This window comes from Halobacillus sp. AWM4_238 (genome assembly GCF_056158265.1).
The window spans coordinates 1,542,659-1,568,982 of the sequence record NZ_JBSWSY010000002.1; the positions used below are offsets into that span (position 1 = coordinate 1,542,659).

Consider the following 26,324-nt stretch of genomic DNA (forward strand, 5'->3'; position numbering starts at 1 on the left):
CTCCCCCTCCTTACTCTTCGTACACATATTTCAGTGCTGATTCCGCTTCCGCATAAGCCGCATTCTCGGCGTAATCGGTCGCTTCGTTGACGATTTCGCTGATTTCGTCATTCATTTCTTTTTCCTTCTCATCCGTCAGTACACCTGTATCACGCAAGTACTGGGCGAATGTGACGATCGAATCCTTCTTCTTCGCTTCATCCACTTCTTCTCGCTCCCGGTACGTACGATCATCATCATCACTGGAGTGTGGAGTGAGACGGTAGGATACCGTTTCAATTAGCGTTGGTCCTTCTCCATTACGTCCGCGATCGGCTGCTGCTTTCACCGCTTCATAAACAGCTAGAGGATCATTACCGTCCACTGTGAAGCCAGGCATGCCGTAACCGATGGCGCGGTCAGACACTTTTTCGCAAGCCAACTGTTTCGATACCGGAACAGAAATGGCATATTTATTGTTTTCGACCATAAAGATAACAGGAAGCTTGTGAACCCCTGCAAAGTTCGCCCCTTCGTGAAAATCACCCTGGTTGGAAGATCCTTCACCAAATGTAACGAGAGAAACAAAGTCTTTCTTCTCCATTTTCCCTGCCAATGCGATACCGACAGCATGTGGCACCTGCGTTGTTACTGGTGATGAACCTGTCACGATGCGGTTTTTCTTTTGGCCAAAGTGACCTGGCATTTGGCGGCCACCTGAGTTTGGATCTTCTGCTTTTGCAAAACCAGAAAGCATCAAATCTTGGGCTGTCATGCCAAAGGAAAGGACGACTCCCATATCGCGGTAATAAGGAAGAGCATAATCTTTTTCAAGATCAAGAGCATAGGAAGCTCCTACTTGAGCCGCTTCTTGTCCTTGACAGGAAATAACGAATGGGATTTTACCAGCGCGGTTCAACAACCACATTCGTTCGTCAATTCTTCTTGCTAATAACATTGTGCGAAACATGTCCAACACTTGATCATCACTTAAGCCTAGAGCTTTATGGCGATTTTCAGCCATGAGGATCCCTCCTTCATATTTATCCATGGATTTGGTTGCCGTCGACGGCCATTGCCGCTTCTCCGATCGCTTCAGAGAGCGTTGGGTGTGGGTGAATCGTTTCGGCGATTTCCCAAGGGGTCGCATCAAGAACCTTGGCTAATGCAGCTTCTGAAATCATGTCAGTCACATGTGGACCGATCATATGGACGCCTAATACATCATCCGTTTCTTTGTCTGCTACTATCTTGACGAAACCATCTGTTTCTCCGTGAACAAGCGCTTTCCCTATTGCTTGGAATGGAAACTTGCCTACTTTCACATCATACCCTTTCTCTTTTGCCGCTTTCTCCGTTAAACCGACACTTGACACTTCAGGGTTCGAGTAAATACAAGATGGCACTTGGTCCTGGTTCATCGGATGTGGATCCTGGTTAGCCATATGTTCGACAGCGATCATACCTTCGTGTGAAGCTACGTGGGCCAGCTGCATACCTCCAATAACATCACCGATTGCATAGATGTGGCTTTCCTTCGTCTGATAAACATCATTGGTTTGAATGATTCCGTTTTCAACTTGAATGTCGGTGTTTTCAAGACCGATATTGTCAACGTTTGCTGCTCTTCCGACAGAGACCAACATGCGCTCCGCTTCATAAGTGACCGTCTCGCCGTCCACTTCTGCCTCAACTTTCACGCCATTGTCTTTCTCGATCGTATCAGGAAGAACCTTGGCGCTCGTAACAATGTCGACGCCTTTCTTTTTCATCTGCTTCAACATTTCCCTGGAAATATCTTCGTCTTCGGTAGGAAGAATGTGGGGTAAATATTCAAGAACTGTCACTTTCACACCAAAGTCTGCAAGCATGGAAGCCCATTCAATCCCGATAACTCCTCCTCCGACGATAATGATGGATGCTGGTAGTTCATCCATATAAAGCGCTTCATCAGAACTCATGACAACATCTCCGTCGATTTCAAGTCCTGGTAAAGACTTAGGACGCGAGCCTGTAGCCACTAACACATTTTTAGGGATCAACATTTCGTTTTCTTCTCCATTATTCATCTCCACAGAAATCGTTCCAGCTGTAGGTGAAAAAATAGATGGACCTAAAATACGGCCAAAACCTTCAAACACATCGATCTTCCCTTTTTTCATCAATCCTTGAACACCCTTATGTAGTGTATCTACAATCGATTGTTTCCGCTCTTGAACTTTGGTGAAATTTAATGCCGTGTTCTCTGTTGAAATACCATACCGGTCAGCTTCTTTCGTCTGTTTAAACACCTCAGCACTTCGAAGCAAAGCTTTAGAAGGGATACATCCTCTATGCAAGCATGTTCCTCCAAGTTCTCTCTTTTCTACAATCGCTGTTTTAAGACCTAATTTTGAAGCTCGGATGGCAGCTACGTAACCACCTGTGCCACCTCCGAGAATGACCAAATCGTATTCTTGTGCCACCTTGGACTCTCCTTCCTATTCTTGAAAGTTAGGATATTGCTTTGGAACTTCTTCGTTATTAAGGACACGCAGAGCCCCCTCATTCAACGCTTCCAGCTCATTTTCACCAGGATAGACGAGCACATCTGCAATCCAATGAACGCGCTTTGAAATTTCTTCGACAAACGCTTTTCCGTATGCAAGTCCACCAGTGAGTACAATGGCATCCACTTTCCCTTCCATAACCGCACTCATACTTCCAATTTCTTTAGCGATCTGGTAAGCCATAGCATCAAAAACAACTTTCGCTTTACGATCGCCGTTTGCGACCATTTCTTCGACTTCACGGGCATCATTTGTGTCCAAATACGCCATCAGTCCGCCTTGTCCAACCAATTTCTTCATGACTTCATCGCGATAATATTGACCGGAGAAGCATAAGGAGACAAGATCACCTGCAGGGACAGTCCCGGCACGCTCAGGTGAAAAAGGTCCGTCTCCGTGTAAACCGTTATTGACGTCGATCACGCGGCCTCCCACATGAGCGCCTGCCGTTATTCCTCCGCCCATATGTGTCACAATCAAGCGGGCATCTTTATAAGACAGCCCAAGATCAGTTGCCGCTCTTCTTGCGACAGCTTTCTGATTTAAAGCGTGGAAAATACTTTTCCTTGGAATTTCAGGCACACCAGAAACACGCGCTAATTCATGGAGTTCGTCCACAACGACCGGGTCGACGATATAGGCCCCGATGTTCAACCCTTGAGCGATTTCATTAGCAATGATCCCTCCAAGATTGGAAGCATGTTCTCCATTATAACCATTTTTCAAGTCTTCAAGCATCGCCTCGTTAACCTCATACGTCCCACCTTCGATCGGACGCAGCAAGCCTCCTCTCCCGCATACGGCACTTAATTTACTAATGTTGATACCTTCACGGTCGAGTTCTTCAAGAATGACTCGTTTACGGAATTCATATTGATCAATGATGCGCTTGTACGAACTGATTTCATCCGCTGTGTGACGGATTGTTTTTTCAAAAACGACTTCCTGATCATCAAAGACTCCTATTTTTGTAGATGTGGAACCTGGGTTGATGACCAGAATACGATGTGTTTGCAATTCCTAAACCCCCGTTAACCGTTCTGTCTTCTGCTTAAGATGTGTTGACCATTTTGAAGGAACTGACTGCGGGACCTGCGCATACGTTCAATTCTTTCTTCTGCCATACGGTCTGCAGCTACATAAGTTGGGATGTTATCCCGACGTGAAATTTCAAATACGCGTGATACATTGTCGTAGATCGTTTCTACTCTCTTCATAGCACGATCTTTATTATAACCATAAAGCTCATCGGCAACATTGATGACACCACCCGCGTTGATTACATAATCCGGTGTGTAGACAATGCCTTTTTCATGTAGAATGTCCCCATGTTTCGTTTCTTTCAACTGATTATTCGCAGCACCTGCAACGACTTTTGCTTTCAGTTGTGGGATCGTTTCATCGTTGATTGTTGCTCCAAGTGCACAAGGAGCGTAAATATCACAATCCACGCTGTAAATATCATCTGGATCAACCGCTTTTGCTCCAAACTCTTCTACAGCTCGTTGAACCGCTTCTTTGTTGATATCTGTAACGACCAGATTCGCTCCTTCTTCATGAAGATGACGGCAGAGAGTGAAGGCCACATTTCCGACACCCTGAACGGCTACTGTCTTGCCTTCTAATGAATCTGTTCCGAACCCTTCTTTAGCCGCTGCTTTCATCCCACGATATACGCCATAAGCAGTAACCGGAGAAGGATTTCCTGAAGAACCAAATGCAGGAGAGATCCCTGTCACGTAATCCGTTTCTTCGTGGATCAGGTCCATGTCTTGAACAGTTGTTCCTACGTCTTCTGCGGTAATGTATCGACCATTCAGACCTTGAATGTACCGGCCGAAAGCACGGAACATCTCTTCATTTTTTTCTTTTTTCGGATCTCCGATGATGACTGTTTTACCTCCGCCGAGGTTGAGTCCTGCTGCTGCATTTTTGTATGTCATTCCTTTTGCCAAACGCAGCGCATCTTCTACAGCATCGTCTTCAGAAGCATACGTCCACATACGTGTACCTCCGAGAGCAGGTCCAAGTGTCGTATCATGGATAGCAATAATCGCTTTTAGACCTGATTGTTCGTCTTGACAAAATACCAATTGCTCGTAATCATATTCTTTCATATAGCTGAAAATTTCCATTGTGAATCCTCCTATTGTTGACTGGCTTGTAAAGCTAAAGCCAGTGAATAAATTTTACTTTGAGCATCATCCGCTCTTGACGTCAATACGATCGGAGCTTTAGCCCCGCTGATCACGCCCGCCACTTTTCCTTTGGCGAAATAGATGAATGACTTATATAAGGCATTGGCCACTTCAATGGACGGCACGACAAGAATATCCGCTTGTCCCGCAACTTCTGATGTAATTCCTTTTTGTTGTGCAGCCTTTGGATCGACCGCATTATCAAAGGCAAGGGGACCATCAACAATACATCCATTCAATTGCCCACGCCGGTTCATTTGAGTAAGCATAGCAGCATCTTGAGTAGCTGTCATAGAAGGGTTTACTACTTCGACTGCAGCTAGTGGAGCGACCTTCGGATTCTCCCAGCCTGCCCGCGTAGCTACTTCCACGGCATTATTAATGATTTGAACTTTTTCCTCAAGACTCGGTGCGATGTTCATCGCAGCGTCCGTGAGGTAGATCAATTTGTCTCGACCTGGAATTTCAAATAAAGCGACGTGTGACAGCACCGAGCCTTTTCTGAGCCCGAACTCTTTGTCCAGGACAGCTTTCAATAAAGATTTTGTATCCACATGCCCTTTCATGACGACATGAGCTTCACCAGAGTGGACGGCTTTTACAGCGACCCGTGCACTATCTTTTTCACTTGCATGAATCACCTCAATTCCTTCTTGCGTTAAATCCAAACCTACAGCATTCGCATGGGTTTCGATTTCTGATTGATTTCCCACAAGAAAGAATTCAGCCAGGTTGGAAGCCCGGGCCATTTTAACTGCTTTCAATACTTCTTCATCTGCTGCTTGAGCAACAGCGACCGTTTTCGGTGAATGACGGTCAATTTGCTCGACTAGTTCATCTAACTTTTTCATGCGTCACCTCTTCCCCTCTTCTAAACATGCAACATTCATGCCAACTCCAAGCAACCCGAGAATTGGTTCATATGGAGATTCCCATGTCTGCAAAAAATTGCATCATGAAAAACTTTGCATGCTGTTTTTGTCTAATTGGTATTTTTCTAACTTATAGTATAAGTTTCGAATCGAGATCCCTAACGCCTTGGCTGTTTTAGTCTTATTGAAATCATGAGACCGGTAAGCATCTGCAAGCAGACTCTTTTCATATTCATCTACGGCCTGCTGCAACGTTTCTCCAAGCCATGGAGTACCATCTGCAGAACCGACGGATTCCGCAGATGCTTTTTTCAGTCGAGGCAGATGTTCAACCTTGATGGTATCTTCCATATTTTCCATATAAATCATCGCTCGTCCGATTATATTTTCAAGCTCCCTCACATTCCCAGGCCAATCATATTCTTTTAACATAACAAAAGCCTCTTCATCCACTGAGGTGACATGCCTACCGTAATCTTCATTCAACTTTTGAATCAAATGTTCCGTTAAGAGTTCAACGTCCCCTATCCTCTCACGGAGGGGAGGAATGTAAATCGGGAGCCGGTTCAAGCGATAATAAAGATCTTCACGAAAGTTCTTGTTCATAATCGCTTTTTCCAGATTGACATTTGTAGCAGCAATCACACGGACATCCACATGGACTGGCTTTGTTCCTCCAACCCTGATGATTTCATTCTCTTGTAAAACTCTCAACAGTTTTGCCTGCATGGGCAATGTCAATTCACCAATTTCATCAAGGAAAATACTGCCATGGTTCGCTTCTTCAAACAGCCCTTTTTTCCCGCCTCGTTTTGCTCCAGAAAAAGCACCATCTTCGTAGCCGAACAATTCACTTTCCAGTAGAGATTCAGCAATGGCCGCACAATTTACACGGATAAACTTATTATGGCGCCGCTTGCTCTCGTTATGAATCGCATGGGCGAAAAGTTCTTTCCCCGTTCCTGATTCCCCCCTCAGCAACACAGAAGCAGGCGTACGCGCACCCACTTTCGCTTGCTCAAGAGCCAAAGTCATTTCCTGAGAATCTCCGATAATATCATCAAACGTGTACTTCGCTTCCAAACTGCGTATGATCTGCCTGGCTCTTTTAAGTTCACTCGTCAATGACTGAATTTCTGAAACGTCGTGAAGGACCCCGACACTCCCCTTCAACTTTCCATCGACAATGACCGGGGCCACATTAACGAGGACGTCTTTTTTTGAAGGTCCCACCTTCATACGCACCCCACGGACAGGCCTTCTGGTACGAAGAACTTTCATGTGCATACTTTCCCCTTCAGAAATATCGACCGTTGCCGGATTCCCAACGATTTCTTCTTCAGAAAGACCGGTAATCCTCGTATAGGCAGGGTTAATCATTAAACCGCTTCCATTTTCATCGACAACAGAAATCGCTTCATCAGAAGATTGAATGATGGCTTCGAGCATCGTCTTCACTTCTTTAAGGTCCGTGATTTCCTCAGCAAGGTTCACAACTTGCGTAATGTCTTTAAAAACGGCGAAAGCACCGATAACCTTCTGATCCTGACCAATCATAGGGATTCGTGTGGTCACCACTTTATTCCCATTACCTAAAGAAAGCTTCTGATTCACTTCTTCCTCCCTGGAGGCCAGGACTTGAGGAAGTCTTGAATCCGGAATGATTTCATTAACAGGTTCGCCAATCATCGAGGATCGACCCATCCCTACAATGCGTTCTGCACTGCGATTAATAAATGAAATATCACCTTTCTCATCGATAACAATCATCCCATCATGAATGCTGTTTAAGATCAGGTTTTGATTTTCTGTCTGCTGCTTTAATTTCTGCACAAGCGATTCTTTTTCTTCCAATAATTCCGCGGTCACGTAAGCCACCGATCCTGGTATGACGACTGTCGTGCGCCCTCTCGTTTCCCGAATATCATTGAAAACACGTTCTTCGCCCGTGGCTTCAATAACGATATCTATTTCTCTATGTATCCAATCCTGCCAATGGCGGTCTGTAGATATTCCGTAACTCTCTGCTAGCGCTATGCCTGGCGCATTTGAGTCGATGTCTGTAACCGCAACCACTAACATACGGTCCATTTTCCTCAACAACTTCAACAGGGCGGTTCCACCCTTCCCCGCTCCGACAATCAACACACGTTTCATTTCACCACACCCTGCAACTTTTTGCGTAACTTCATCGTACCCTAATCTGCACATTTTAGCAAGCATGTCTATAGTTCCAACCTGCCTCGCCATTTGATATACTTATTCATGGATTGAATTAAAGGAGTTACGAGTATGCGATTAATTGCTTTACTAATATTAGTCATCCCAGGTTTGATCGCCGTATACGGGATAAAATTGATTCGGGACGCCCTTTTTGGGGAGTTTCACACCATCTTTTTTCACATAGCCATCCAAGGACTGGTTGGCATTCTGTTTGTTGTTGGTGGAATGGCCTTCATCGGCGGCTTTATCCTACACAGAGACAGAAAACGCAACTTAACCAAAGGACGATTCAGACAAAAAGATTAGCTTAGTGATATCAACAACTGTGATGAAGGAGTTTTGCTCTGTGACAGAGTTTGAAATGTTTAGAAAGCAATACCCTTTCGATTTGCTTTCTGAGGAAGAATTTGAAGAAGTTTTTGGTAAAGCCATGGTCAGAGAATTCTCTACAAACGAATTCATCATCCATGAGGACCAGGAAGATGATACGATCGATATCCACTTCATGGTGTCAGGTCTTGCAAAAAATATCATGCACCGTTCGAACGGCCGACAGTTATCCGTAAGATTTTATTACCCTGGAGATTTGGTAGGGGTAATGATCCTCCTCACAAGCGGGGAGATGCGTTTTTCGGTTCAGGCATTAGAACCCATTAAAACCATTTGTTTTGAACGTGAGTCATTCTTGGAAGTGATGTCGAACAACAATCACTTCTCAAAAGTCGTCATGGATGGAATCAGCCATCTAATGAAAAGCTTATATGATGAAGTCAAATATAAAAGCTCTACAACAGATGAGCAGGATGATCGTGAATTGTACAAAAAACGTGCAGACGCTTATATGGAACCTCCTACGTTTATACATCCCGAAGCCTCAATCGAAAAAGCTGCCCGGATGTTACAACAGCAGAAGATCGAAGCTCTGATTGTAAGCGATGATCAACAATCCATGCTTGGCATGATCGGATATGGTGAGATCCTGAGGGCGTATTTTGAGAACGATCACAGAAATCCAGTCAAAGCCTACATGGCTGAAGAGGCGTATGAGATTAATGAGCAGGAGTTCATCTATGATGCATTGAGTTACTTGAAGCACCATCCAACGGAGATCATTCCTGTTCTTCATAAAGACAAGGTCGTCGGAATTTTGAGGCAGTCATCGTTCTTCACAATTAAAAATTCTGTTTATTTCGACCTGACTTATAAAATATCCAATGCTGTTACGATTGAAGAAATTAAGCCACTGTCACCGATTTATAATGAACGGTTCCAAAAATTCGTTGCGAGTTTGATTAAAGAACACATGTTCGCTTATGACATTGCAGAGTTGATGACGAATTATAACGATCGGATCCACAAACAAGTCGTGCAAATTGCTGAAGATGAAATGATCCGGGAAGGGTACGGTGCGCCACCGGTCAATTACTGTTTCCTTGTCATGGGTAGTGAAGGAAGGAAAGAGCAAGCCTTTTCCACCGACCAGGATAATGCAATCATCCTTGCCGACTATGACAAAAGTAAGCATAAAGTGAAAATCGAAAAATACTTCGAAATCTTCACTAATAAAATCAATGATATGCTGAACGAATGCGGTTTCCCTTATTGTACAGGTGGCATTATGGCGAAGGAACCGAAGTGGCGGCAGCAGAAAAGTGATTGGCATGCAAGCATCGATCAATGGATCAACAAGATGGACGCAGAAGAAATCCGTGACTTCACCATATTCATGGACTTCCGTCCGATTACCGGAGATTATTCTCTTGCTTATGATTTAAAAAAGTATGTGACGAAACGCGTCCAGAAATCTTTGAATTTGCATCAATTGCTCATGAAAGATACGCTGCGCTTCCGAGTCCCTGTCCAACCTTTCGGGAGAATTACAGGGATTGGAAAGAAACGTACGCTTAACTTAAAGAAATCAGCCATAATGCAAATAGTCAACGCTATTCGTATTTACAGCATGAAGTATGGTATTGAAGAAATTAATACCGTCAATAGACTAGAAGCACTAGCAGAACAAGAACGATTCCATCCCCGTGATGTGGAAAATGCAAAAACAGCTTTACACCGTCTCATGTTGTTCCGTTTGAAAGCCAATCTGCAACAGTTGGACGACGAAGAACCTTTAAGCAATGATTTAAAACTCGGGCCTATGAAGAAAGAAGAACGTCGATCACTCAGAGAAGCGCTCATTATCGCCAAACGCCTGCAGCAGGTGCTCGAATTGAGCTATAACCGAAATCGGGTGGTCTGATGTTGCCAGTTGACTTACAAATTATTAAATACCTGCTGTTTGAGAAACCCATGTACTATTTCAAAATTAAACCTTTTTTGAAATGGCACACCTACCACCAATTAGAAAAACAGCTGACCGAATTTAATAAGAAGGAAAGTTTTCACCAGAGGCAACTAGAGGATTTGGACTTTACCATCTTCGACCTTGAAACTACCGGCTTCTTACCAGAAATCGGACATGAGATCATATCCATAGGTGCAATTAGGCTGCAAGGATTGCATGCTTGCCGAAAAGAGAAGTTTCATCAAGTCATCCGGCCCATTCGTCCTGTCAACAGACAAACGCTGCGCTTAACAGGATTATCTCGTGACCGTCTGAATAATGCCAGCCCTTTCATTGAAGGGTTTCAAAATTTCATGGACTTCAGCGAAGGGTCTGTTCTTGTCGCCCACCCTGCAAAATTTGATATGCGTTTCTTGAAGGCCATGTTGAAAAGATGGAAGCTTCCTGATTATGAACCGCATGTGATCGACTCACAACTTATGGCGCAATGGCTTCTGCCGGATGTAAAGCACCAGCTTGATCCATTGCTAAAGTATGTAGGCATTGATAAAAGGGAACGACACCACGCATTAAATGATGCGATTATGACAGCCGAGTTATTTAGGTATTTGCTTTCAAAAACGATTGATTATGACGTTCACACATTGGGAGAATTAAATAAAGTGTTAGCTCAACAGAAAAAAACGAAGCAGTGAATCCTCACTGCTTCGTTTTTCTATTTCTCCCACAAGAGCTCCCGGTTGTGGAAGACTCAGATTCGAGATGTTCCCGGGTTTCGTTTGCCGTGTTGGGCGCCAGGGGTGGTTGGGAAGCAACTCCTTTCATAGTAAGGAGAAACGAATCCCTTTACTAAGTTGGATTGTCTTCCACTATCCCACTGTTAGAAGTATAAAGCGCTCTGAATCAAGGTTTTACGTTCTGAGGAGCGGTTTATATAATCCACTATCGTTAATGATAAAAGCTGATCTTTTAGGTGTGGTTTCGAGAATCTTCCATGGCCGAGGGGCGGAGGGAAACGGTGAGACTCCTGTGGGAAGTGCGTGGTAGATGAGACCCCGCAGAGCGTTAGCTCGAGGAGGCTCATCACTCGCCCACGGAAAGCGAACCTTTTCCCGGAGCCCCTAAACCCCCACAAAAGTCTCGAAATCGAGTCTCCCTCAACCCCTCCAAATACTTTAGTGAATTACATGTGAATGCTCAGCTATATCGTTTAATAATGCTTATTCAAAAAATGTTCGGTACAGGGATTGGACAGCTTTGCCTAGGCCTGCGGATTTGACTCCGAACATCATGGACACTTCAGATGAACCTTGGTTGATCATCTCAATGTTGACCTCTGCCTCACGGAAAGCAGTGGCTGCTCGACTGGCGATACCGATGGTCTGGTTCATTCCTTCCCCTACAATCATGATCATAGCCAATTCTCGTTCAATCAACACGGTATCGACTTGCAATTCATCTTTAATCCGCTTCACGACCTTTTCCTCTTTTTCAGGTGGAAGCTGATGTTCACGGATGACGACAGACATGTCATCGATTCCAGACGGAGCGTGCTCAAAAGATACTTCTTCATCTTCCAGGATTTGAAGCAACCTGCGACCAAAACCGATTTCTCTGTTCATTAAGTATTTACTCACGTATAAGTTCAAAAATCCATCATCACTGGCGATTCCGACAACGTGACTTTCCCGTTCTGGTAGATCAGCTACAATCATCGTCCCAGGTGCTGCGGGGTTATTTGTATTTTTAATGCATACAGGAATTTTTTCTTTGAATGCAGGGATAAGCGCTTCATCATGGAAGACGGAAAATCCGGCATAGGAAAGCTCACGCATCTCCCGATAGGTTAATGAGGTCAATTCCTTTGGCTGATCCACGAACATTGGATTCACACAATAGACGGAATCGACATCTGTGAAGTTTTCATACAAATCCGCTTTTAATCCAGCCGCTACAATCGACCCGGTTATGTCTGATCCGCCTCGTGAAAATGTTACCAATTCACCTTCTGGCGTATAACCAAAAAATCCAGGAATAACAAGGATTTCATTACGATGTCTCAAACTATATAATTTTTCGAAGCTTTCCTCTAAAACCAATGCCCCACCAGGTTGATCTCGGACGAGTATACCTGCTTCTTTTGGATTCACATAGGACGCTTCAGCCCCAGACTTCTGCAAATATGCACTCACAATATGGGCAGAACCATCCTCACCACAAGCTTTTAAGGAATCAAGTGCATGTTCTGCTTCCTCTTGGACGAGTTCGATTGCTTCATCTATTTTATCCTTCACTTGTTCGGCTACATGTAAAGAAAGACCAAGTTCTTCGGTCATCGATTGAAAGCGATCGATGATTTTTTTGTATACCGTTTCGTCTGTTTTGTTCATTTGAACGGATGCACCTAAGGCAATAAGGAGATCCGTCACTTTCTCATCTCCGCTATGACGTTTCCCAGGAGCTGAGACAACAATGACTCGTCGGTCATCATCTAAACTAATAATATCTTTCACTTTTTTAATTTGACCAGCATCTGCGAGAGAGCTGCCTCCAAATTTCACGACTTTCATTTATCCAACACCCCACTAAAGAACGAAAGTAATTAATAATTAAGAATTGTATCACAAATGGGGCGTACAATTGAACAACTTTCAAAAAAAAAGCGATTCAACAGCAAAATTCGACGTGAACTTGGGAATTATTACATTAATTCCACAAATCTGTTACATCTTTTGGCATTTTCAGATAAAATGGAAGATAAAAGGAAGGGTGGTTCTATGGTATTAAAAAGGGATGGATTTGGTGGATCCAGGTATTATCCCGAAAATAGTGAATTATCTATACTATGTACATACAAAGATCAAGGACACACCTATGTAATCATCCAATATTTGGACCTCCCTTTCAGTTATCGTTTAATAAACAGAGACATCGTGTCATTTTTGGAGAATGATCTTTACGAATTTTTGTGTGACCAACTCCAGGAAATTGATGCAGGCACTTATGAGAATGAAAACCTGGCAATAGAGATCACAAATTTGATGACGGGACCAAAATAAAAGCACGAAAGGTGTTTCACACCTCTCGTGCTTTGTTTCATTAGCTGGCTTTATGCTCTAAACGCAAGCGATCTGCCACCATGGCAATGAACTCGCTGTTCGTTGGTTTCGCTTTTGTGTTAGAGATCGTATACCCGAATAGTGAAGAAATGGCATCGATATTCCCGCGATTCCATGCTACTTCAATCGCATGACGGATGGCGCGCTCCACTCGGGATGCCGTTGTGTTATATTTGGTTGCAATATCAGGATAAAGGACCTTTGTAATTGAGCCTAGAAGCTCAAGATCATGGTAAACCATCGTAATCGCTTCTCTCAAGTACTGATAACCTTTGATGTGTGCAGGTACACCCACTTCGTGAATGATATGAGTAATACTTGTATCAAGGTCAGGTTTTTTCGATTTGGTTGATGTGTAACTGTTGCCCAATGCACGATTTATTGGATCACCGGCATGTTTGATCTGACGAACTTGCTCACCTAGGTGGTCAAGGTCGAATGGTTTCATCATAAAGTAAGCGGCTCCAAGTTCCACTGCTTTCTTCGTGACTTCTTCTTGACCGAATGCTGTCAACATAATGACTTCTGGATGCTTGTCCATGTCTTTTAATTTGTTCAAAACAGCAAGACCGTCTAAATGTGGCATGATGATATCGAGAATTAATACATCTGGTTTTTTCTCCTCCACCATTTGAAGACAATCTTTCCCATTATAGGACGTGCCAACGACATCAATATCCGACGCATCATCAAAATATTCCTCAAGTAGCTTTACAAGCTCACGGTTATCATCAGCCAGACAGACGCGAATTTTCTCCATTTATCTTCCTCCTTACAAAATAGTCCTTCATTTTTCCGTAATACACATATTCGACATTGAAAATTTTAACCCTCTTTTATTATAACAAAAAAATTTCAAAATTTTAGATTATCTTGAAAATGCTTTAATATACTCATGAATTCGTATAAATTCGACATGTATATATAAGTATTGTCGAATTTTGTCGAATAACTTAATCTTAACAGAATGTTCATAAAAAAAGAAGAGCCCTTACTAAGGCCCTTCTAACTTGCTTTTTGTTTATTGTGATGCTCTTCGTATATTTGTACCCCGGCTTCTTGTAGCATCCATTCAATGTGTACACCGTACCCGCTTGTTGGGTCATTGACGAACACATGAGTGACTGCACCAATGATTTTTCCATTTTGAATGATGGGACTCCCACTCATTCCTTGAACAATACCACCCGTTTTTTCAAGCAGTTCAGGGTCTGTGATTTTGACAATCATTCCTTTAGTCACGGCCGACTTTTTCGGCATGTTACTAACAATTTCCACATCAAAGGTCTGCATTTCCTCACCATCTAACACAGTCATAATTTGTGCAGGGCCTTCTTCGACTTCCTCTGCGAATCCGACAGGGACACCTTTAGGATAAGTGTCGTTCTTCATATCCCCATCCAATTCCCCAAAAATGCCAAACGGTGTGTTTTTTGTAATCGTGCCTAAACGATCATCGCGTAAAGAAAACTTTGCTTTTTTCTCGCCAGGAATCCCCTGACTTCCTTTCTCAATGGAAGTTACATGGGATCGAACGATTGTCCCTTCATGGATTTCAATTGGTTTCTTTGTATCCATATCAGAAATCACATGGCCTAGTGCTCCATACTTCTTCGTTTCTGGATCATAAAACGTCATTGTTCCAATACCCGCAGCGGAATCGCGGATATAAAGACCAATTTGATATTCTTTCTCCTGGGCGTTAAAGACAGGGGTTAGAGAAGTAGAAATCATCTCTTTCCCTCGCTTGATCTTAAGGTTTATGGGCGTCTCCGCTTCGCCAGATTTTTTGACGATGGCGGACAGCTTTTCCATACTATTGAGTTCCTGGCCATTTCCTTCAAGGAGAATGTCACCAACGAGGACATTCGCTTCCTCTCCTGGTGACTTCTTCGTCTCCCTTTCTCCATTAACTAAATGGTGTCCGACAACAAGCACGCCTTTTGTATGCAATTCGACCCCGACCGACTGACCGCCAGGTATCAAACGAATGTCACGCATTTTAGTTACATCTGTTTTCTTAAGCGGAACTCCGGCAAACTCATAAAAGACTTGGTGATCATCAGTTGATGAAAATGCAGTCAATGCTTCTAGATCTTCCCCTTCAGAAAAGACCTCTGAATCATTGGATGCACTGATTTTCACATCGGTAGGGATGGACAGGTAATCATGAACAGGGGCTATTAAAGGTAAAATGAGCATAAACAGCAGGAGAACGGAACCACATATATATTTAACTGTCTGTTGATCTTTCACGGGTTCACACTCCTTATCACTCCAGTACCAACTAAATGGCTTACTTATAATGTGGTCTTCCACAGGCATTTTTAAACGAGCATAATCTCAGTAATTATAGTACCGTTTCCCTTGTGTAGAAACATTCTCCAACGTATATGTAAAGATTGGAATATAAAAGTCAATTTCGTTGACCCTAAAGGATCGAACAGAAAAAAGCGTATGGACTATTCGTCCATACGCTTATCTTTTGTTGATTTAACGATTCTTATGTTTTTCAGCCATGAGAAGCAGTTCACGCGCATGTTCCACCGTTGTTTCAGTAAGCTCTGCACCTGTGATCATTCTCGAAATTTCGTCCGCTTTCTCATCGTATGTCAATTCTTTTGCTGCTGTATGTGTTCGATCATTATCCACTCTCTTTTCAATTCTTACATGAGTGTCAGCCATAGCAGCTACTTGTGGGAGGTGTGAGATACATAAAACTTGCGAACCTTCCGATATCCCGTAGATTTTTTCAGCGATCGCTTGAGCCACTCGACCGCTTACACCTGTATCTACTTCATCAAAAATCACACTTGTGACTCCCTGGTGTCTTGAAAAAATGCGCTTCAATGCAAGCATAATCCGCGACATTTCTCCTCCTGATGCAACTTTATGTAATTCTTTTAACGGCTCTCCTGGGTTTGTGGTAATCAGGAATTTTACAATATCTATTCCATTTGGGAGCAATTGTACAGGATGGCCGTCAAGTTCAGGGTCCGATTCCCGTCCTTCTTTTAAGTTGATGTCGACTGCAAAGGATGCTTTTTCTAAATATAAGTCCCTCAACTCTTCATGGATATAATCTGATAAAGTCGACGCTGAGCTGGTTCTAATGTCATGAAGAGCCTTAGCTTCCATTACAGCATCCTGTCCTAGTTCATGGATTTCATTCTCCATCTTATTCAGGTGGGAATCTTTATTCTTAATTTCATCGATCTCTTCTTCAATCCTGGATGCGTATTGAAGCATATCATCAACTGTTGCTCCATATTTCTTCTTCAATCGATTCAACTCGTTTAAGCGTGACTCGATTTGATTTAAACGTTCAGGGTCAAATTCAAGCTCCGCCATCTGATTACTCAATTGGAAGGTCAACTCTTCAATAATGTAGTATGAGTTCGACATTTCTTCTGAAAGCTTGGCTAGCTCGTCGTCCACGTCTGACGTACTCTCTAGAGAAGTCATGGCATGACTCAACCAGTCCAAGCCTTTTTGTTCTCCATATAAAGAATAATAAGCATCATGAATCCCTTGATAGATCTTTTCGTAATTCATCAGTTTTTTTCGTTCTTCTGAAAGTTCTTCATCCTCAAGTGGCTGCATTTCAGCCTCTTGAAGCTCCCGCAATTGAAATTCAAGCAAATCCAGACGTTGAGCCATCTCCTGCTCATTTTCACTCAATTCCTTGTAGCGTTTCTTAAGCACTCGGTACTTGTCATAGACTCGGTAATATTCTTCCAAGGAAGATTTCATCTCCTTATCAGAAAAAATATCAAGGAGCTCAATATGACGGTCTGGATCCATCAATGACTGTGTTTCATGCTGGCTATGGATGTCGATTAAACAATGACCGAACTCTTTCATAATTCCAAGCGTGACCAGTTTCCCGTTAACTCGACAAATGCTTTTTCCTTGATGAGTAATGGTCCGCTGCAGCACGACCATGCCATCTTCTTCAATGTCAACGCCAAACTCTTCCCCCACCTTATAAATGGGGTGATCGCTCGCTACGGTGAACAATCCTTCAATTTCGGCTTTTTTTGTTCCATGACGCACGAACTCGACAGACCCTCGTCCACCAGATAGCAGTTGTATGGCATCGATGATAATCGATTTACCCGCACCTGTTTCCCCTGTGAGTACGGTGAGACCTTGTTTGAACGTAATTGAAATTCGATCAATAATTGCAAAATCACGAATAGACAATTCTGTTAGCATGAAACTTCCACCTCAGTTTATAACATATTGAGCAGCTGCTCACTTATCGTCTCTGTTTGTTCTGCACTGCGGCAAATGATCAGACATGTATCATCCCCACAAATCGTCCCCATAATTTCATCCCATTCCAAATTATCGACGAGTGCCCCAACAGCATTGGCGTTTCCAGGTAATGTTTTTAAGATGATAAAATGCCCCGCTCGATCGATACTTACGAATGCATCCATCATTAACCGTTTTAATTTTTCAAATGGATTAAAACGTTGATCCGCCGGTAGGCTGTACTTATACCGTCCATCCATCATAGGTACCTTGACAAGGTGCAATTCTTTAATATCTCTCGACACAGTAGCTTGAGTAACATTATAACCCATACCCTTTAAACGATCGACTAACTCATCCTGGGTTTCAATGTCGTCATTCGTAATCAATTCCCTGATTTTGATATGACGTTGTCCTTTGTTCATGACCATCCTCCGTTTCCAGTCCTTCCATAAGAAAAGGGCCTTTGATAAGCCCTTTTACGATCATTATGCGTTTTTACGGTGAGCTTCATGCGCCTCTCCAACAACCGCATCAATATTAATATCTGTTGACACTCCACTTTGACCTTCTCCATCAAGACGCAGGTGGACGAGAAACTCGATGTTCCCATCTCCTCCGGTAATCGGTGAAAATGTAAGGCCATGTACAGAATAGCCGTGTTCAGTAGCAAAATCAAGAATGTTTTCAATCACCTGTCTATGTATGGACGGGTCTTTGACGATTCCTTTTTTACCTACCTGCTCACGTCCGGCTTCGAATTGAGGCTTAATTAAGGCAACCACATCGCCTTGTTTATCCAAAAGCGTAGCCAGTACTGGAAGAATGATTCGTAAAGAAATGAAGGAAACATCAATGGAAGCAAATTGGGGCTGCCCTTCCTTCAAATCGTCTTTTGTCACATACCTAAAATTCGTTCTCTCCATGACTACGACTTGCTCGTGGTTGCGAAGGCCCCAATCCAACTGATTATAACCAACATCAATGGCATAGCTCAGTTTCACTCCATTTTGCAAACCGCAATCTGTGAATCCTCCGGTAGACGAACCGATGTCGATCATCACTTTTTCCTTTACAGATAGATCAAAAACATTTAAGGCCTTCTCTAATTTCAATCCACCTCTGCTTACGTAAGGAATCGCTTTTCCCTTTACTGTAAGCTCTGTGTCTTCTTCTATTTTTTGGCCTGGTTTGTCCAGGCGGACTTGATTATGGAAAACAAGCCCTGCCATAATGGTTCGTTTCGCCTTCTCACGGGTTTCAACGTACCCTTTTTCTACTAATAATACATCTAGTCTAACTTTTCTTCCCATATCCTTAAGCCCTTTGCTGTTTATTCGGTATCAATTGTTTCAAATTCTGAACGATGTGATCCGTCGTTAAGCCGATTTCTTCCCAGAGCTTTTGGACACTGCCATGTTCGATGAACCGATCTGGTACACCCATGCGCTTCACCCACTGAGAAGTGTATTCATGTTCTTCTGCAAACTCTAGAACACTTGATCCAAATCCTCCCTGAAGGACACCTTCTTCTACTGTTAGAATCGGCATACCCGCTTTCATAATGTCATGAAGCATAGCATCGTCCAATGGTTTGATAAACCTCGCATTCACGACTTTTACCGAACGGCCTTCCTTCTTCATACGTTCACTAGCTTCAAGAGCCATGTCGATGGTTGTGCCAAAGGTTAGGATAACAGCATCTGTACCTTCTTTTAAAACTTCCCAGCTTCCAATAGGGATGATCTGAAGCTCCTCATCCGTTTGGACACCTTTCGCATTTCCTCTTGGATAACGAATAGCAAACGGACCCTCATCATAGTGAGTAGCCGTATGAACAAGGTGTTGGGCCTCATTTTCGTCTTTGGGCATAGAGATTACAAAGTTTGGAACAGATCGAAGGAAAGCAATATCAAACACACCTTGGTGCGTCTCGCCATCAGCTCCTACCAAGCCCGCGCGATCAATGCCAAAGATCACATTTAATTTCTGCCTAGCCACATCATGCACGACCTGGTCATATCCTCTTTGTAAAAAAGTAGAATAGATAGCCAAAAACGGCTTCATTCCCTGGGTAGCAAGCCCAGCTGACATTGTTGTTGCATGTTGTTCAGCTATGCCGACATCAAAGAGACGATCCGGAAACTCTTCACCGAACTTCTCCAATTTAGACCCAAGGATCATCGCCGGTGTTACGGCAACGATACGATCATCTTCTCTGGCTTCTTTACGCAAAGCTTCGCTGATGACCGAACTCCATGCAGGTGGGGCATCCACGGGTTTAATTTTTTCACCAGACTCTATTTTGTATGGTCCTACTCCGTGCCACTTGTCTTTTACATCGGTCTCTGCAGGATGATAACCTTTTCCTTTTTGAGTCATCACATGAACGATGACTGGGCCGTCCGTCTTTTTGGCGTAATTCAAATTCTCGATGAGGTCATTAAAATCATGACCGTCTACCGGCCCATAATAAGTGAAGCCAAGCTCTTCAAAGAACATCCCGGGTACAACAAAGTATTTCATGCTGTCTTTCAACCGTTCAGCAGCCTGAGCAATTTTCCCTCCAACAGCAGGAATTTTCTTCAATACCCACTCGAGATCGTCTTTCACCCGGTGGTACTTCCCTGCGCTTCTCATTCTTCCTAGCGCACCGTGAAGAGCTCCCACATTTTTAGCTATGGACATTTCATTATCATTGAGGATAACGGTTACATTCTTCTTCTCGTGTCCAATGTGGTTTAAGGCCTCTAACGCCATCCCACCTGTAAGTGCTCCATCACCGATGATCGGTAAGATCGAATGTTTTTCTTCTTTCAAGTCCCTTGCGATCGCCATACCCATCGCTGCAGATAAAGAAGTAGAGCTGTGTCCTGTCTCCCATACATCGTGCTCACTTTCGTCACGTTTTGGAAAGCCACACAACCCTTTATATTGGCGGAGGGTATCAAATTGACCACCACGTCCTGTGAGAATCTTATGGATGTAAGACTGGTGACCGACATCCCAAAGAAAACGATCTTCAGGGCTCTTGTAAACTTTGTGGAGAGCGAGAGTCAACTCGACCACTCCAAGGTTCGCACCCAGGTGTCCCCCTGTCGTAGCCAGGTTTTCAATAAGGAATTGTCTCGTTTCATCTGCCAATTGTTCTAGTTGATTCGTATTCATATCCTTCAAGAGTGAAGGGTCTTTAATTTTACACAGATCCATTGAAGGACCCCCTTGTATTTATCTTGATTTTTTAGTGGACGACGTTGCACTTGTTACTATTCTTACTTTCAGTCGCTTTTCTAACCAGGAAATGACTTTAGCAGCGAAGAAAATAATATCTGTGGATTTATTAATGGCAAAAAATTTACCAAGGGCTTTTCCACCGACTGTAAGTGCAGCCACAATACTTGTGAGGACCACCGATATGACAATTTGAATGGTGGATCCTTCATTATAACCGAAGTTGTTGGCCAACTGAATGACCACAACCGCAGACGCCGTACCACTAACTATACCAGATATATCCCCTATTACGTCATTACAGAAACTTGCGAATCGATCCGCGTTTCTGACAATGGCTATCGCTTCTTTTGCTCCATTCACTTTTTCTGACGCCATAGCATGGAAAGGCTGCTCCTGGGCAGCTGTCGCAGCAATACCAAGCATGTCAAAGACGACACCCGTAAAGACGATAATGAATACAATGACCAGGCCGATGATCCATATGACTCCACTCAAAACGGAAGAAGATATAACTGAAAAAATAGCCGCTAACACGAATGTGATAACGGCGATACTCAAACTGAATTTTAAAGATTTTTTTAATTTGTTATCCATATATACCTCTATATCACTAAATTGACGTGTCTTATGTAAGGAAAGGAATGGTCATGATTCAAGTAAAAATTGCGGCTTAGGTCTAGTAGGTTTTCCCAGTCGAGTACCGAATGTCACCATTCTGGCGGTTCCCCTTTAAACTCGACTCAGCCCCGTCTCCGGCAGCTGGACTAGATTGCCACTTAGTCCGCACTATAATTCCTGAATCATGTCCAGGGAACAGTCTAGGGGATTTCCCCGACAGCCTTTAGCCGTTCCTTAGCCTCTTTTGCAGTTCTGATTTCATATAGTTTCCGCATCAACACCTCAGTGGCCATCTGAAGCTGCTTGATGTTCACTGACTATAATCCCCTCAATAACCACTCAAGGCAGGCTACGCTGCGCATATAGATGTTACTCCATATGCTGCAGGTTCATACCCCATTTCATAACAGCACCTGGCTCAGATGCCATTACAATAATGGGCCTCCGCGGAAGCAGGGTCAACGCCCACATGCCTTTGTGGATCGCCCTGCGACCTTAACTCCCAGCATCGACCCAAGGCTGGGCGCCTCAAGCCAACACAAGGAACTTCATCGATGTGCCCTTCGGCGGATTTTTAGGCCCGCCTTCAGGAACGGAGGGCCGACTAGAATACTGCACCATTCCTTTTGTAATCATAATATATCACATTTTGTCACGTGGCTCAATCTAAATCATTTCGATCAATGATCACGCGTGCTCAAATAGTGAATGAGTTCAGACAGAGTGGTTCCTTCCACCCCAGCATTTTTCAAAGCTTGTTGAGCCTTATGGACGTATGCATCCCTTTGTGCTATGGCTCCATCCAGTCCTAGTAGCTGTGGGTACGTGCTTTTATGGTTGCCTTCGTCACTTCCAGCAGGTTTGCCGATAATCTCTGAGTCCCCGGTTACATCCAAAATGTCATCTTGGATTTGAAAAACGAGTCCAAGCGCTTCAGCCATATCGGTCATTTCTTTCATGACCTTCTCTGAGGCTCCTCCTAAATATGCTCCAGCAAGAATCGAGAACTTCAACAATTGCCCTGTTTTATTTTTATGAATATGTTCAAGTGTTTCTAAAGAAATTTGAGCACTTTCACTTAACATATCCTGCATTTGTCCTTCGACCATGCCTCTTGCCCCACTCGCTTTTGTCAACTCACGGACTAAATACACCCGCTCCGCATCATTTAAGGCAGCATCCTCGGCAATCACCTGGGAACTAAGCGTCAACAATGCATCTCCTGCCAAAATTGCTGTTGCTTCATCGAACTGCTTGTGATTGGTCGGTTTTCCACGTCTTAAATCATCATCATCCATAGAAGGGAGGTCGTCGTGGATCAGGGAATAGGTATGCACCATTTCAAGTGCAGATGCGACTCCCATTACTTTCTCTTCAGGAACACGAAAAGCTTTTGCTGTCGCCATTAATAAGATCGGGCGCAACCTTTTACCGCCAGCGTGAATGGAGTATAACATCGAATCTTGAAGGCGCCCTGACACCGTATAGTCGCGGACAAGCATTTCCAATTGCTGATTGATTCGTTGCCTTTTTTCTTTTAGGTAGTCAGTTAAATGCACCGTTCAATCTTCCTCCTGGACAGAGAACGGTTCCAACTCTCCGTGTTCATTCATGATTTTCTGCATCTGTGTCTCTACATTTCCAAGCTTTTCACTGCAAAGCTTGGAAAGCTTCATTCCCTCCTGGTAATATTGAATTGCTTTTTCCAAGGGAACTTCTCCTGTTTCCAATTTCTCTACAATCTCTTCTAGCTGTTTCATCGCTTCTTCAAAACTGATGGTTTCCTGCTTATCTGTCATTTTCATCCTCCTTCACATCCGTTACCTGACAATCAACAATCCCGTCCTGCATTTTCAGGGAAAGAGATTGGCCTTTTGTGATCTCTGAAGAGCTTTTTATGACGTCTCCAGCTGAATCAAAGGGTACAGCAAAGCCTCGTTTCATTATATCTAAAGGATTCACTAAGGTCAGTTTATCAACATTTGTATAAAACCGTTCCTTTTTCTGCTGTAGAAGAGCTTGGAACCGCTTCTGCAACTGGTTGGTCTGACGTTCTAGAGACTCTGTGCCTTCTTTAATCTTCAACTCAGGCCCTTGCTGTCGTAACCTTCGAGCTGTATTCCCCCAGTGAACGTGACTCGTTTGATGAAGGTGCTTCATTTGAATCGCCATGCGTTCTATGACCCTATCCAGATCTTGTTCTTTTTGTTTCATCATCTGTTCAGGATACTTGAAAGCATACGATTTTTTTAACCGCTCCAATCGTTGAGTCGCCTCTGCCTTTTTCACTTCCATAACCCGGTGCAGTCGATTGCCCATCCCCTTGACCTGTTCTCTCAACTCAATAATTGAAGGAACGGCCAGTTCAGCAGCACCTGTCGGGGTGGCTGCTCTTACATCTGCTACAAAGTCACTGATGGTCGTGTCCGTTTCGTGACCCACGGCTGAGATGATAGGGATTTCGGAGGCTGCAATGGCTCTTGCAACCACTTCTTCGTTGAATCCCCACAAATCTTCGATTGAGCCGCCACCTCGACCAACAATCAATACATCTACATCCATATTCTCGTTTGCATATGTAATGGCATTGACTACAGAGGAAGCCGCCTTCTCTCCTTGCACAAGGACAGGCAAAACGGTAACAGGGACAATCGGGTAGCGCCTTTTTATCGTCGTCATAATATCACGTACAGCTGCCCCTGTAGGCGAAGTAATGACACCGATGTGTTTCGGGTATGTAGGAAGAGGCTTTTTACGCTCAAGAGAAAACAAGCCTTCTTTTTCCAATCTCTCCTTCAACTGTTCAAATGCATAGTAAAGTGCGCCAATTCCATCTGGCTGCATTTCTTTAATATACAACTGATATTGCCCCATAGGTTCATAAACATTAATCTCACCTTTGACTAGGACGTTCATTCCATTCTCAGGAACAAACTTCAGAGAGCGGTTATTCCCAGCAAACATGACAGATTGAATTCTGGCCTGGTCATCTTTTAGTGAAAGGTACATATGCCCTCGACTGTGATGCTTGAAGTTTGAAATTTCACCTCTTAACCAAACCGTTTTCAAATGCGGATCCCCTGAAAGTTTGCGTTTGATGTACTTCGTTAAAGCTGAAACGCTCAAGTACTGATCCTGCATAACGCAACCTCCTTACTGGCTATGAATTCGCTTGGCTGCTTTAATCGTATTATGGAGGAGCATGGTAATTGTCATCGGACCTACACCTTTAGGGACTGGCGTAATATGAGAGGCTACTTCTTTTGCAGACTCAAAATCCACATCACCTGTCAGCTTCCCATCCACACGGTTGACTCCAACATCAATGACAACCGCACCGTCTTTGATATCTTCTCCGGAAATCAAGGCTGGTTTCCCTGCAGCTACGATGAGAATATCGGCTTGTTTTGTATGTGACTGGAGATGCTCTGTACGTGAGTGACAATGAGTGACAGTTGCATTCTCGTTTAGCAACAATTGCCCCACAGGTTTCCCTACAAGGTTACTGCGGCCAATGATCACCACATGCTTTCCTTCAAGTGTAATGTCTGCACGTTTAAGCATGACAAGGATCCCATAAGGTGTACATGGGAAAAAGGTGTCTTGACCTGTCATCATTTTTCCGACGTTCGCTGGATGAAAACCATCAACATCTTTTTCGGGATGGATAGCTTCGATGATTTTTTGGTCTGAGATATGATCAGGAACTGGTAACTGAACAAGAATTCCGTGTACAGAAGCGTCCTGATTCAATTTTTTAATCAAGTTAAGCAGTTCCTTTTCAGAAGTTTCTACCGGTAATTCAATAAGCTCTGAATCCATACCGATTTTCTCAGAAGCCCGTTGCTTTCCTTTAACATAACTCTTTGAAGCCGGATCTTCACCTAAGATCACAACGACCAACTTCGGACGGATGCCCTTTGCATGGAGCACACTTACTTCTTCCTTCATTTCTTGTCGAAGATCTTCTGCCAGTTGCTTTCCATAAATCACTTCTGCTGACATATCCCATTCCCCCTTAGTTGTTTAAACCATTTTGGATAAAACGCCGTTCACAAACTTACCGGATTCTTCTTCCCCGAAAATTTTCGCAAGCTCTATGGCCTCATTTATGGCTACCTGCGAAGGGACGTCTTCTTTGTATTTCATTTCGTAGGCAGCCATCCGTAAGACAGTCTTCTCTACTTTGGCAAGCCGCGGAAACGTCCAATTGTCAAGATTGTCAGAAATCCATTGATCCAATTCTTCTCGTTTTTGCATGACTCCATGTACGAGGTCATATAAGAACTCGTCCACTTCCTGGTCTTCGACTACATGAGCAATCGCCTCATCGGTTTCAATATCGCTCGTAATCGTTTGAAAAAGCGCCTGAAAAGCTTTTTCGCGTGCTGTACGTCGTTTCATCTTCATTCTCCTTTAAGGTAATATCCGTTAGAATAATAACATTTTAGCTAGATAAAAGCCATTGTAATCAGGGAACCGCGAAATTTTGCTGCTCTTCAAACGAAAAGGTTTAGAGGAATAACAAAAAAATCAGAAAGGGAAGGACCCCTTTCTGATTACTCTCACAATTCTTCTGCTTCTACTTCTTCCTCTTTCCCTGATTCCATTTGTACGCCGACAATGTGGACATTGATTTCCTTGATATCAAGTGCTGTCATGTTTTTAAGCGCTTGCCTTGTGTTGTCCTGGATTTTCTGTGCCGTGTCAGGTATGGAAATCCCATAGTCCATGACGACATAGGCATCAATTAAAATGCCATCCTCTGTGAGCTCCACCTTCACGCCTTTTCCGTGGTTCTTCTTACCCAGGCGTTCGGCTACACCGGATGCGAAATTGCCTCGCATGGAAGCAACACCAGCCACTTCAGAAACGGCGATTCCAGCGATCACTTCAATGACTTCAGGAGCAATCTCGATGTTACCTAATGTCGATCCATCTGTCACATTCAACAATTGCTTATCACTCACAAT

At 43.6% G+C, this 26,324-nt stretch carries 24 protein-coding genes; 4 read left to right on the plus strand and 20 right to left on the minus strand.

What is annotated here, in order from left to right:
- Positions 1 to 10: 10 nt before the first annotated feature.
- From ACXACN_RS08010 to ACXACN_RS08035, 6 genes are all read right to left on the minus strand, one after another.
- Positions 11 to 1,003, minus strand: a complete 993-nt coding sequence (locus tag ACXACN_RS08010; RefSeq protein ID WP_474963641.1) for a thiamine pyrophosphate-dependent dehydrogenase E1 component subunit alpha — start codon at positions 1,001 to 1,003, stop codon at positions 11 to 13.
- A 19-nt stretch (positions 1,004 to 1,022) separates the two neighbouring features.
- Positions 1,023 to 2,444, minus strand: a complete 1,422-nt coding sequence (gene lpdA / locus ACXACN_RS08015) for a dihydrolipoyl dehydrogenase (RefSeq protein ID WP_474963643.1) — start codon at positions 2,442 to 2,444, stop codon at positions 1,023 to 1,025.
- A 15-nt stretch (positions 2,445 to 2,459) separates the two neighbouring features.
- Positions 2,460 to 3,545 (minus strand): butyrate kinase, encoded by a 1,086-nt coding sequence (buk, locus tag ACXACN_RS08020; protein ID WP_474963645.1) that lies wholly within the window; start codon positions 3,543 to 3,545, stop codon positions 2,460 to 2,462.
- Positions 3,546 to 3,559: 14 nt separating this feature from the next.
- Positions 3,560 to 4,663, minus strand: coding sequence for a branched-chain amino acid dehydrogenase (gene bcd, locus ACXACN_RS08025; RefSeq protein ID WP_474963647.1), 1,104 nt, complete (start codon positions 4,661 to 4,663; stop codon positions 3,560 to 3,562).
- An 11-nt stretch (positions 4,664 to 4,674) separates the two neighbouring features.
- Positions 4,675 to 5,577, minus strand: a complete 903-nt coding sequence (gene yqiS, locus ACXACN_RS08030; protein WP_474963649.1) for a phosphate butyryltransferase — start codon at positions 5,575 to 5,577, stop codon at positions 4,675 to 4,677.
- 102 nt (positions 5,578 to 5,679) lie between these two features.
- Entirely contained in the window at positions 5,680 to 7,755 is a 2,076-nt protein-coding gene (locus tag ACXACN_RS08035; RefSeq protein WP_474963651.1) for a sigma-54 interaction domain-containing protein, read from the minus strand.
- A gap of 135 nt (positions 7,756 to 7,890) precedes the next feature.
- Between ACXACN_RS08035 and ACXACN_RS08040 the strand changes: the two genes are divergently transcribed.
- The 3 genes from ACXACN_RS08040 to ACXACN_RS08050 are packed head-to-tail and all read left to right on the plus strand — an operon-like array spanning position 7,891 to position 10,815.
- The gene (locus tag ACXACN_RS08040; protein WP_474963653.1) at positions 7,891 to 8,127 is read left to right on the plus strand and encodes a DUF2627 domain-containing protein; all 237 of its coding nucleotides are present in this window, start codon (positions 7,891 to 7,893) and stop codon (positions 8,125 to 8,127) included.
- A 40-nt stretch (positions 8,128 to 8,167) separates the two neighbouring features.
- A complete protein-coding gene (locus tag ACXACN_RS08045; protein WP_474963655.1) occupies positions 8,168 to 10,075 on the plus strand; it encodes a DUF294 nucleotidyltransferase-like domain-containing protein in 1,908 nt (635 codons plus the stop codon).
- Positions 10,075 to 10,815, plus strand: a complete 741-nt coding sequence (locus ACXACN_RS08050) for a 3'-5' exonuclease (RefSeq protein WP_474963656.1) — start codon at positions 10,075 to 10,077, stop codon at positions 10,813 to 10,815. Before ACXACN_RS08045 ends, ACXACN_RS08050 begins: the two co-directional genes overlap by 1 nt.
- Before the next feature lie 525 nt (positions 10,816 to 11,340).
- On the opposite strand, the gene ACXACN_RS08055 is transcribed toward ACXACN_RS08050, so the two are convergent.
- On the minus strand, positions 11,341 to 12,690 hold the full coding sequence (locus ACXACN_RS08055) for an aspartate kinase (protein ID WP_474963658.1): 1,350 nt from the start codon (positions 12,688 to 12,690) through the stop codon (positions 11,341 to 11,343).
- Positions 12,691 to 12,897: 207 nt separating this feature from the next.
- Between ACXACN_RS08055 and ACXACN_RS08060 the strand changes: the two genes are divergently transcribed.
- A complete protein-coding gene (locus tag ACXACN_RS08060; RefSeq protein WP_474963659.1) occupies positions 12,898 to 13,179 on the plus strand; it encodes a hypothetical protein in 282 nt (93 codons plus the stop codon).
- A gap of 40 nt (positions 13,180 to 13,219) precedes the next feature.
- Here the strand turns inward: ACXACN_RS08060 and spo0A are convergent, their stop codons facing one another.
- From spo0A to ACXACN_RS08125, 13 genes are all read right to left on the minus strand, one after another.
- The gene (spo0A, locus tag ACXACN_RS08065; RefSeq protein ID WP_160914906.1) at positions 13,220 to 13,999 is read right to left on the minus strand and encodes a sporulation transcription factor Spo0A; all 780 of its coding nucleotides are present in this window, start codon (positions 13,997 to 13,999) and stop codon (positions 13,220 to 13,222) included.
- Positions 14,000 to 14,244: 245 nt separating this feature from the next.
- Positions 14,245 to 15,495 (minus strand): SpoIVB peptidase, encoded by a 1,251-nt coding sequence (spoIVB, locus tag ACXACN_RS08070; RefSeq protein WP_474963661.1) that lies wholly within the window; start codon positions 15,493 to 15,495, stop codon positions 14,245 to 14,247.
- Between the two features lie 237 nt (positions 15,496 to 15,732).
- Positions 15,733 to 17,457, minus strand: a complete 1,725-nt coding sequence (gene recN, locus ACXACN_RS08075) for a DNA repair protein RecN (protein WP_474963663.1) — start codon at positions 17,455 to 17,457, stop codon at positions 15,733 to 15,735.
- A 17-nt stretch (positions 17,458 to 17,474) separates the two neighbouring features.
- Positions 17,475 to 17,924, minus strand: a complete 450-nt coding sequence (ahrC, locus tag ACXACN_RS08080) for a transcriptional regulator AhrC/ArgR (protein WP_089651776.1) — start codon at positions 17,922 to 17,924, stop codon at positions 17,475 to 17,477.
- Between the two features lie 63 nt (positions 17,925 to 17,987).
- Positions 17,988 to 18,812, minus strand: coding sequence for a TlyA family RNA methyltransferase (locus ACXACN_RS08085; RefSeq protein ID WP_474963665.1), 825 nt, complete (start codon positions 18,810 to 18,812; stop codon positions 17,988 to 17,990).
- A 4-nt stretch (positions 18,813 to 18,816) separates the two neighbouring features.
- Entirely contained in the window at positions 18,817 to 20,709 is a 1,893-nt protein-coding gene (gene dxs / locus ACXACN_RS08090) for a 1-deoxy-D-xylulose-5-phosphate synthase (protein WP_474963667.1), read from the minus strand.
- Positions 20,710 to 20,727: 18 nt separating this feature from the next.
- Complete coding sequence (locus ACXACN_RS08095; protein WP_474963669.1) at positions 20,728 to 21,327, minus strand: hypothetical protein; 600 nt, start codon at positions 21,325 to 21,327, stop codon at positions 20,728 to 20,730.
- Between the two features lie 704 nt (positions 21,328 to 22,031).
- Positions 22,032 to 22,910 carry a polyprenyl synthetase family protein gene (locus ACXACN_RS08100; protein WP_474963670.1) on the minus strand — a complete coding sequence of 293 codons (879 nt, stop codon included), beginning with the start codon at positions 22,908 to 22,910 and terminating at the stop codon, positions 22,032 to 22,034.
- 3 nt (positions 22,911 to 22,913) lie between these two features.
- Positions 22,914 to 23,150 (minus strand): exodeoxyribonuclease VII small subunit, encoded by a 237-nt coding sequence (locus ACXACN_RS08105; protein ID WP_474963672.1) that lies wholly within the window; start codon positions 23,148 to 23,150, stop codon positions 22,914 to 22,916.
- Positions 23,140 to 24,492: an exodeoxyribonuclease VII large subunit gene (gene xseA, locus ACXACN_RS08110; RefSeq protein ID WP_474963674.1), complete on the minus strand. Its 1,353-nt coding sequence runs from the start codon at positions 24,490 to 24,492 to the stop codon at positions 23,140 to 23,142. The genes ACXACN_RS08105 and xseA overlap by 11 nt, the downstream gene beginning before the upstream one ends.
- 12 nt (positions 24,493 to 24,504) lie before the next feature.
- Positions 24,505 to 25,356 carry a bifunctional methylenetetrahydrofolate dehydrogenase/methenyltetrahydrofolate cyclohydrolase FolD gene (gene folD, locus ACXACN_RS08115; RefSeq protein WP_474963676.1) on the minus strand — a complete coding sequence of 284 codons (852 nt, stop codon included), beginning with the start codon at positions 25,354 to 25,356 and terminating at the stop codon, positions 24,505 to 24,507.
- 21 nt (positions 25,357 to 25,377) lie between these two features.
- Positions 25,378 to 25,755 (minus strand): transcription antitermination factor NusB, encoded by a 378-nt coding sequence (gene nusB / locus ACXACN_RS08120; protein WP_474963678.1) that lies wholly within the window; start codon positions 25,753 to 25,755, stop codon positions 25,378 to 25,380.
- Between the two features lie 161 nt (positions 25,756 to 25,916).
- On the minus strand, positions 25,917 to 26,321 hold the full coding sequence (locus ACXACN_RS08125; RefSeq protein ID WP_474963679.1) for an Asp23/Gls24 family envelope stress response protein: 405 nt from the start codon (positions 26,319 to 26,321) through the stop codon (positions 25,917 to 25,919).
- Positions 26,322 to 26,324: the final 3 nt, after the last annotated feature.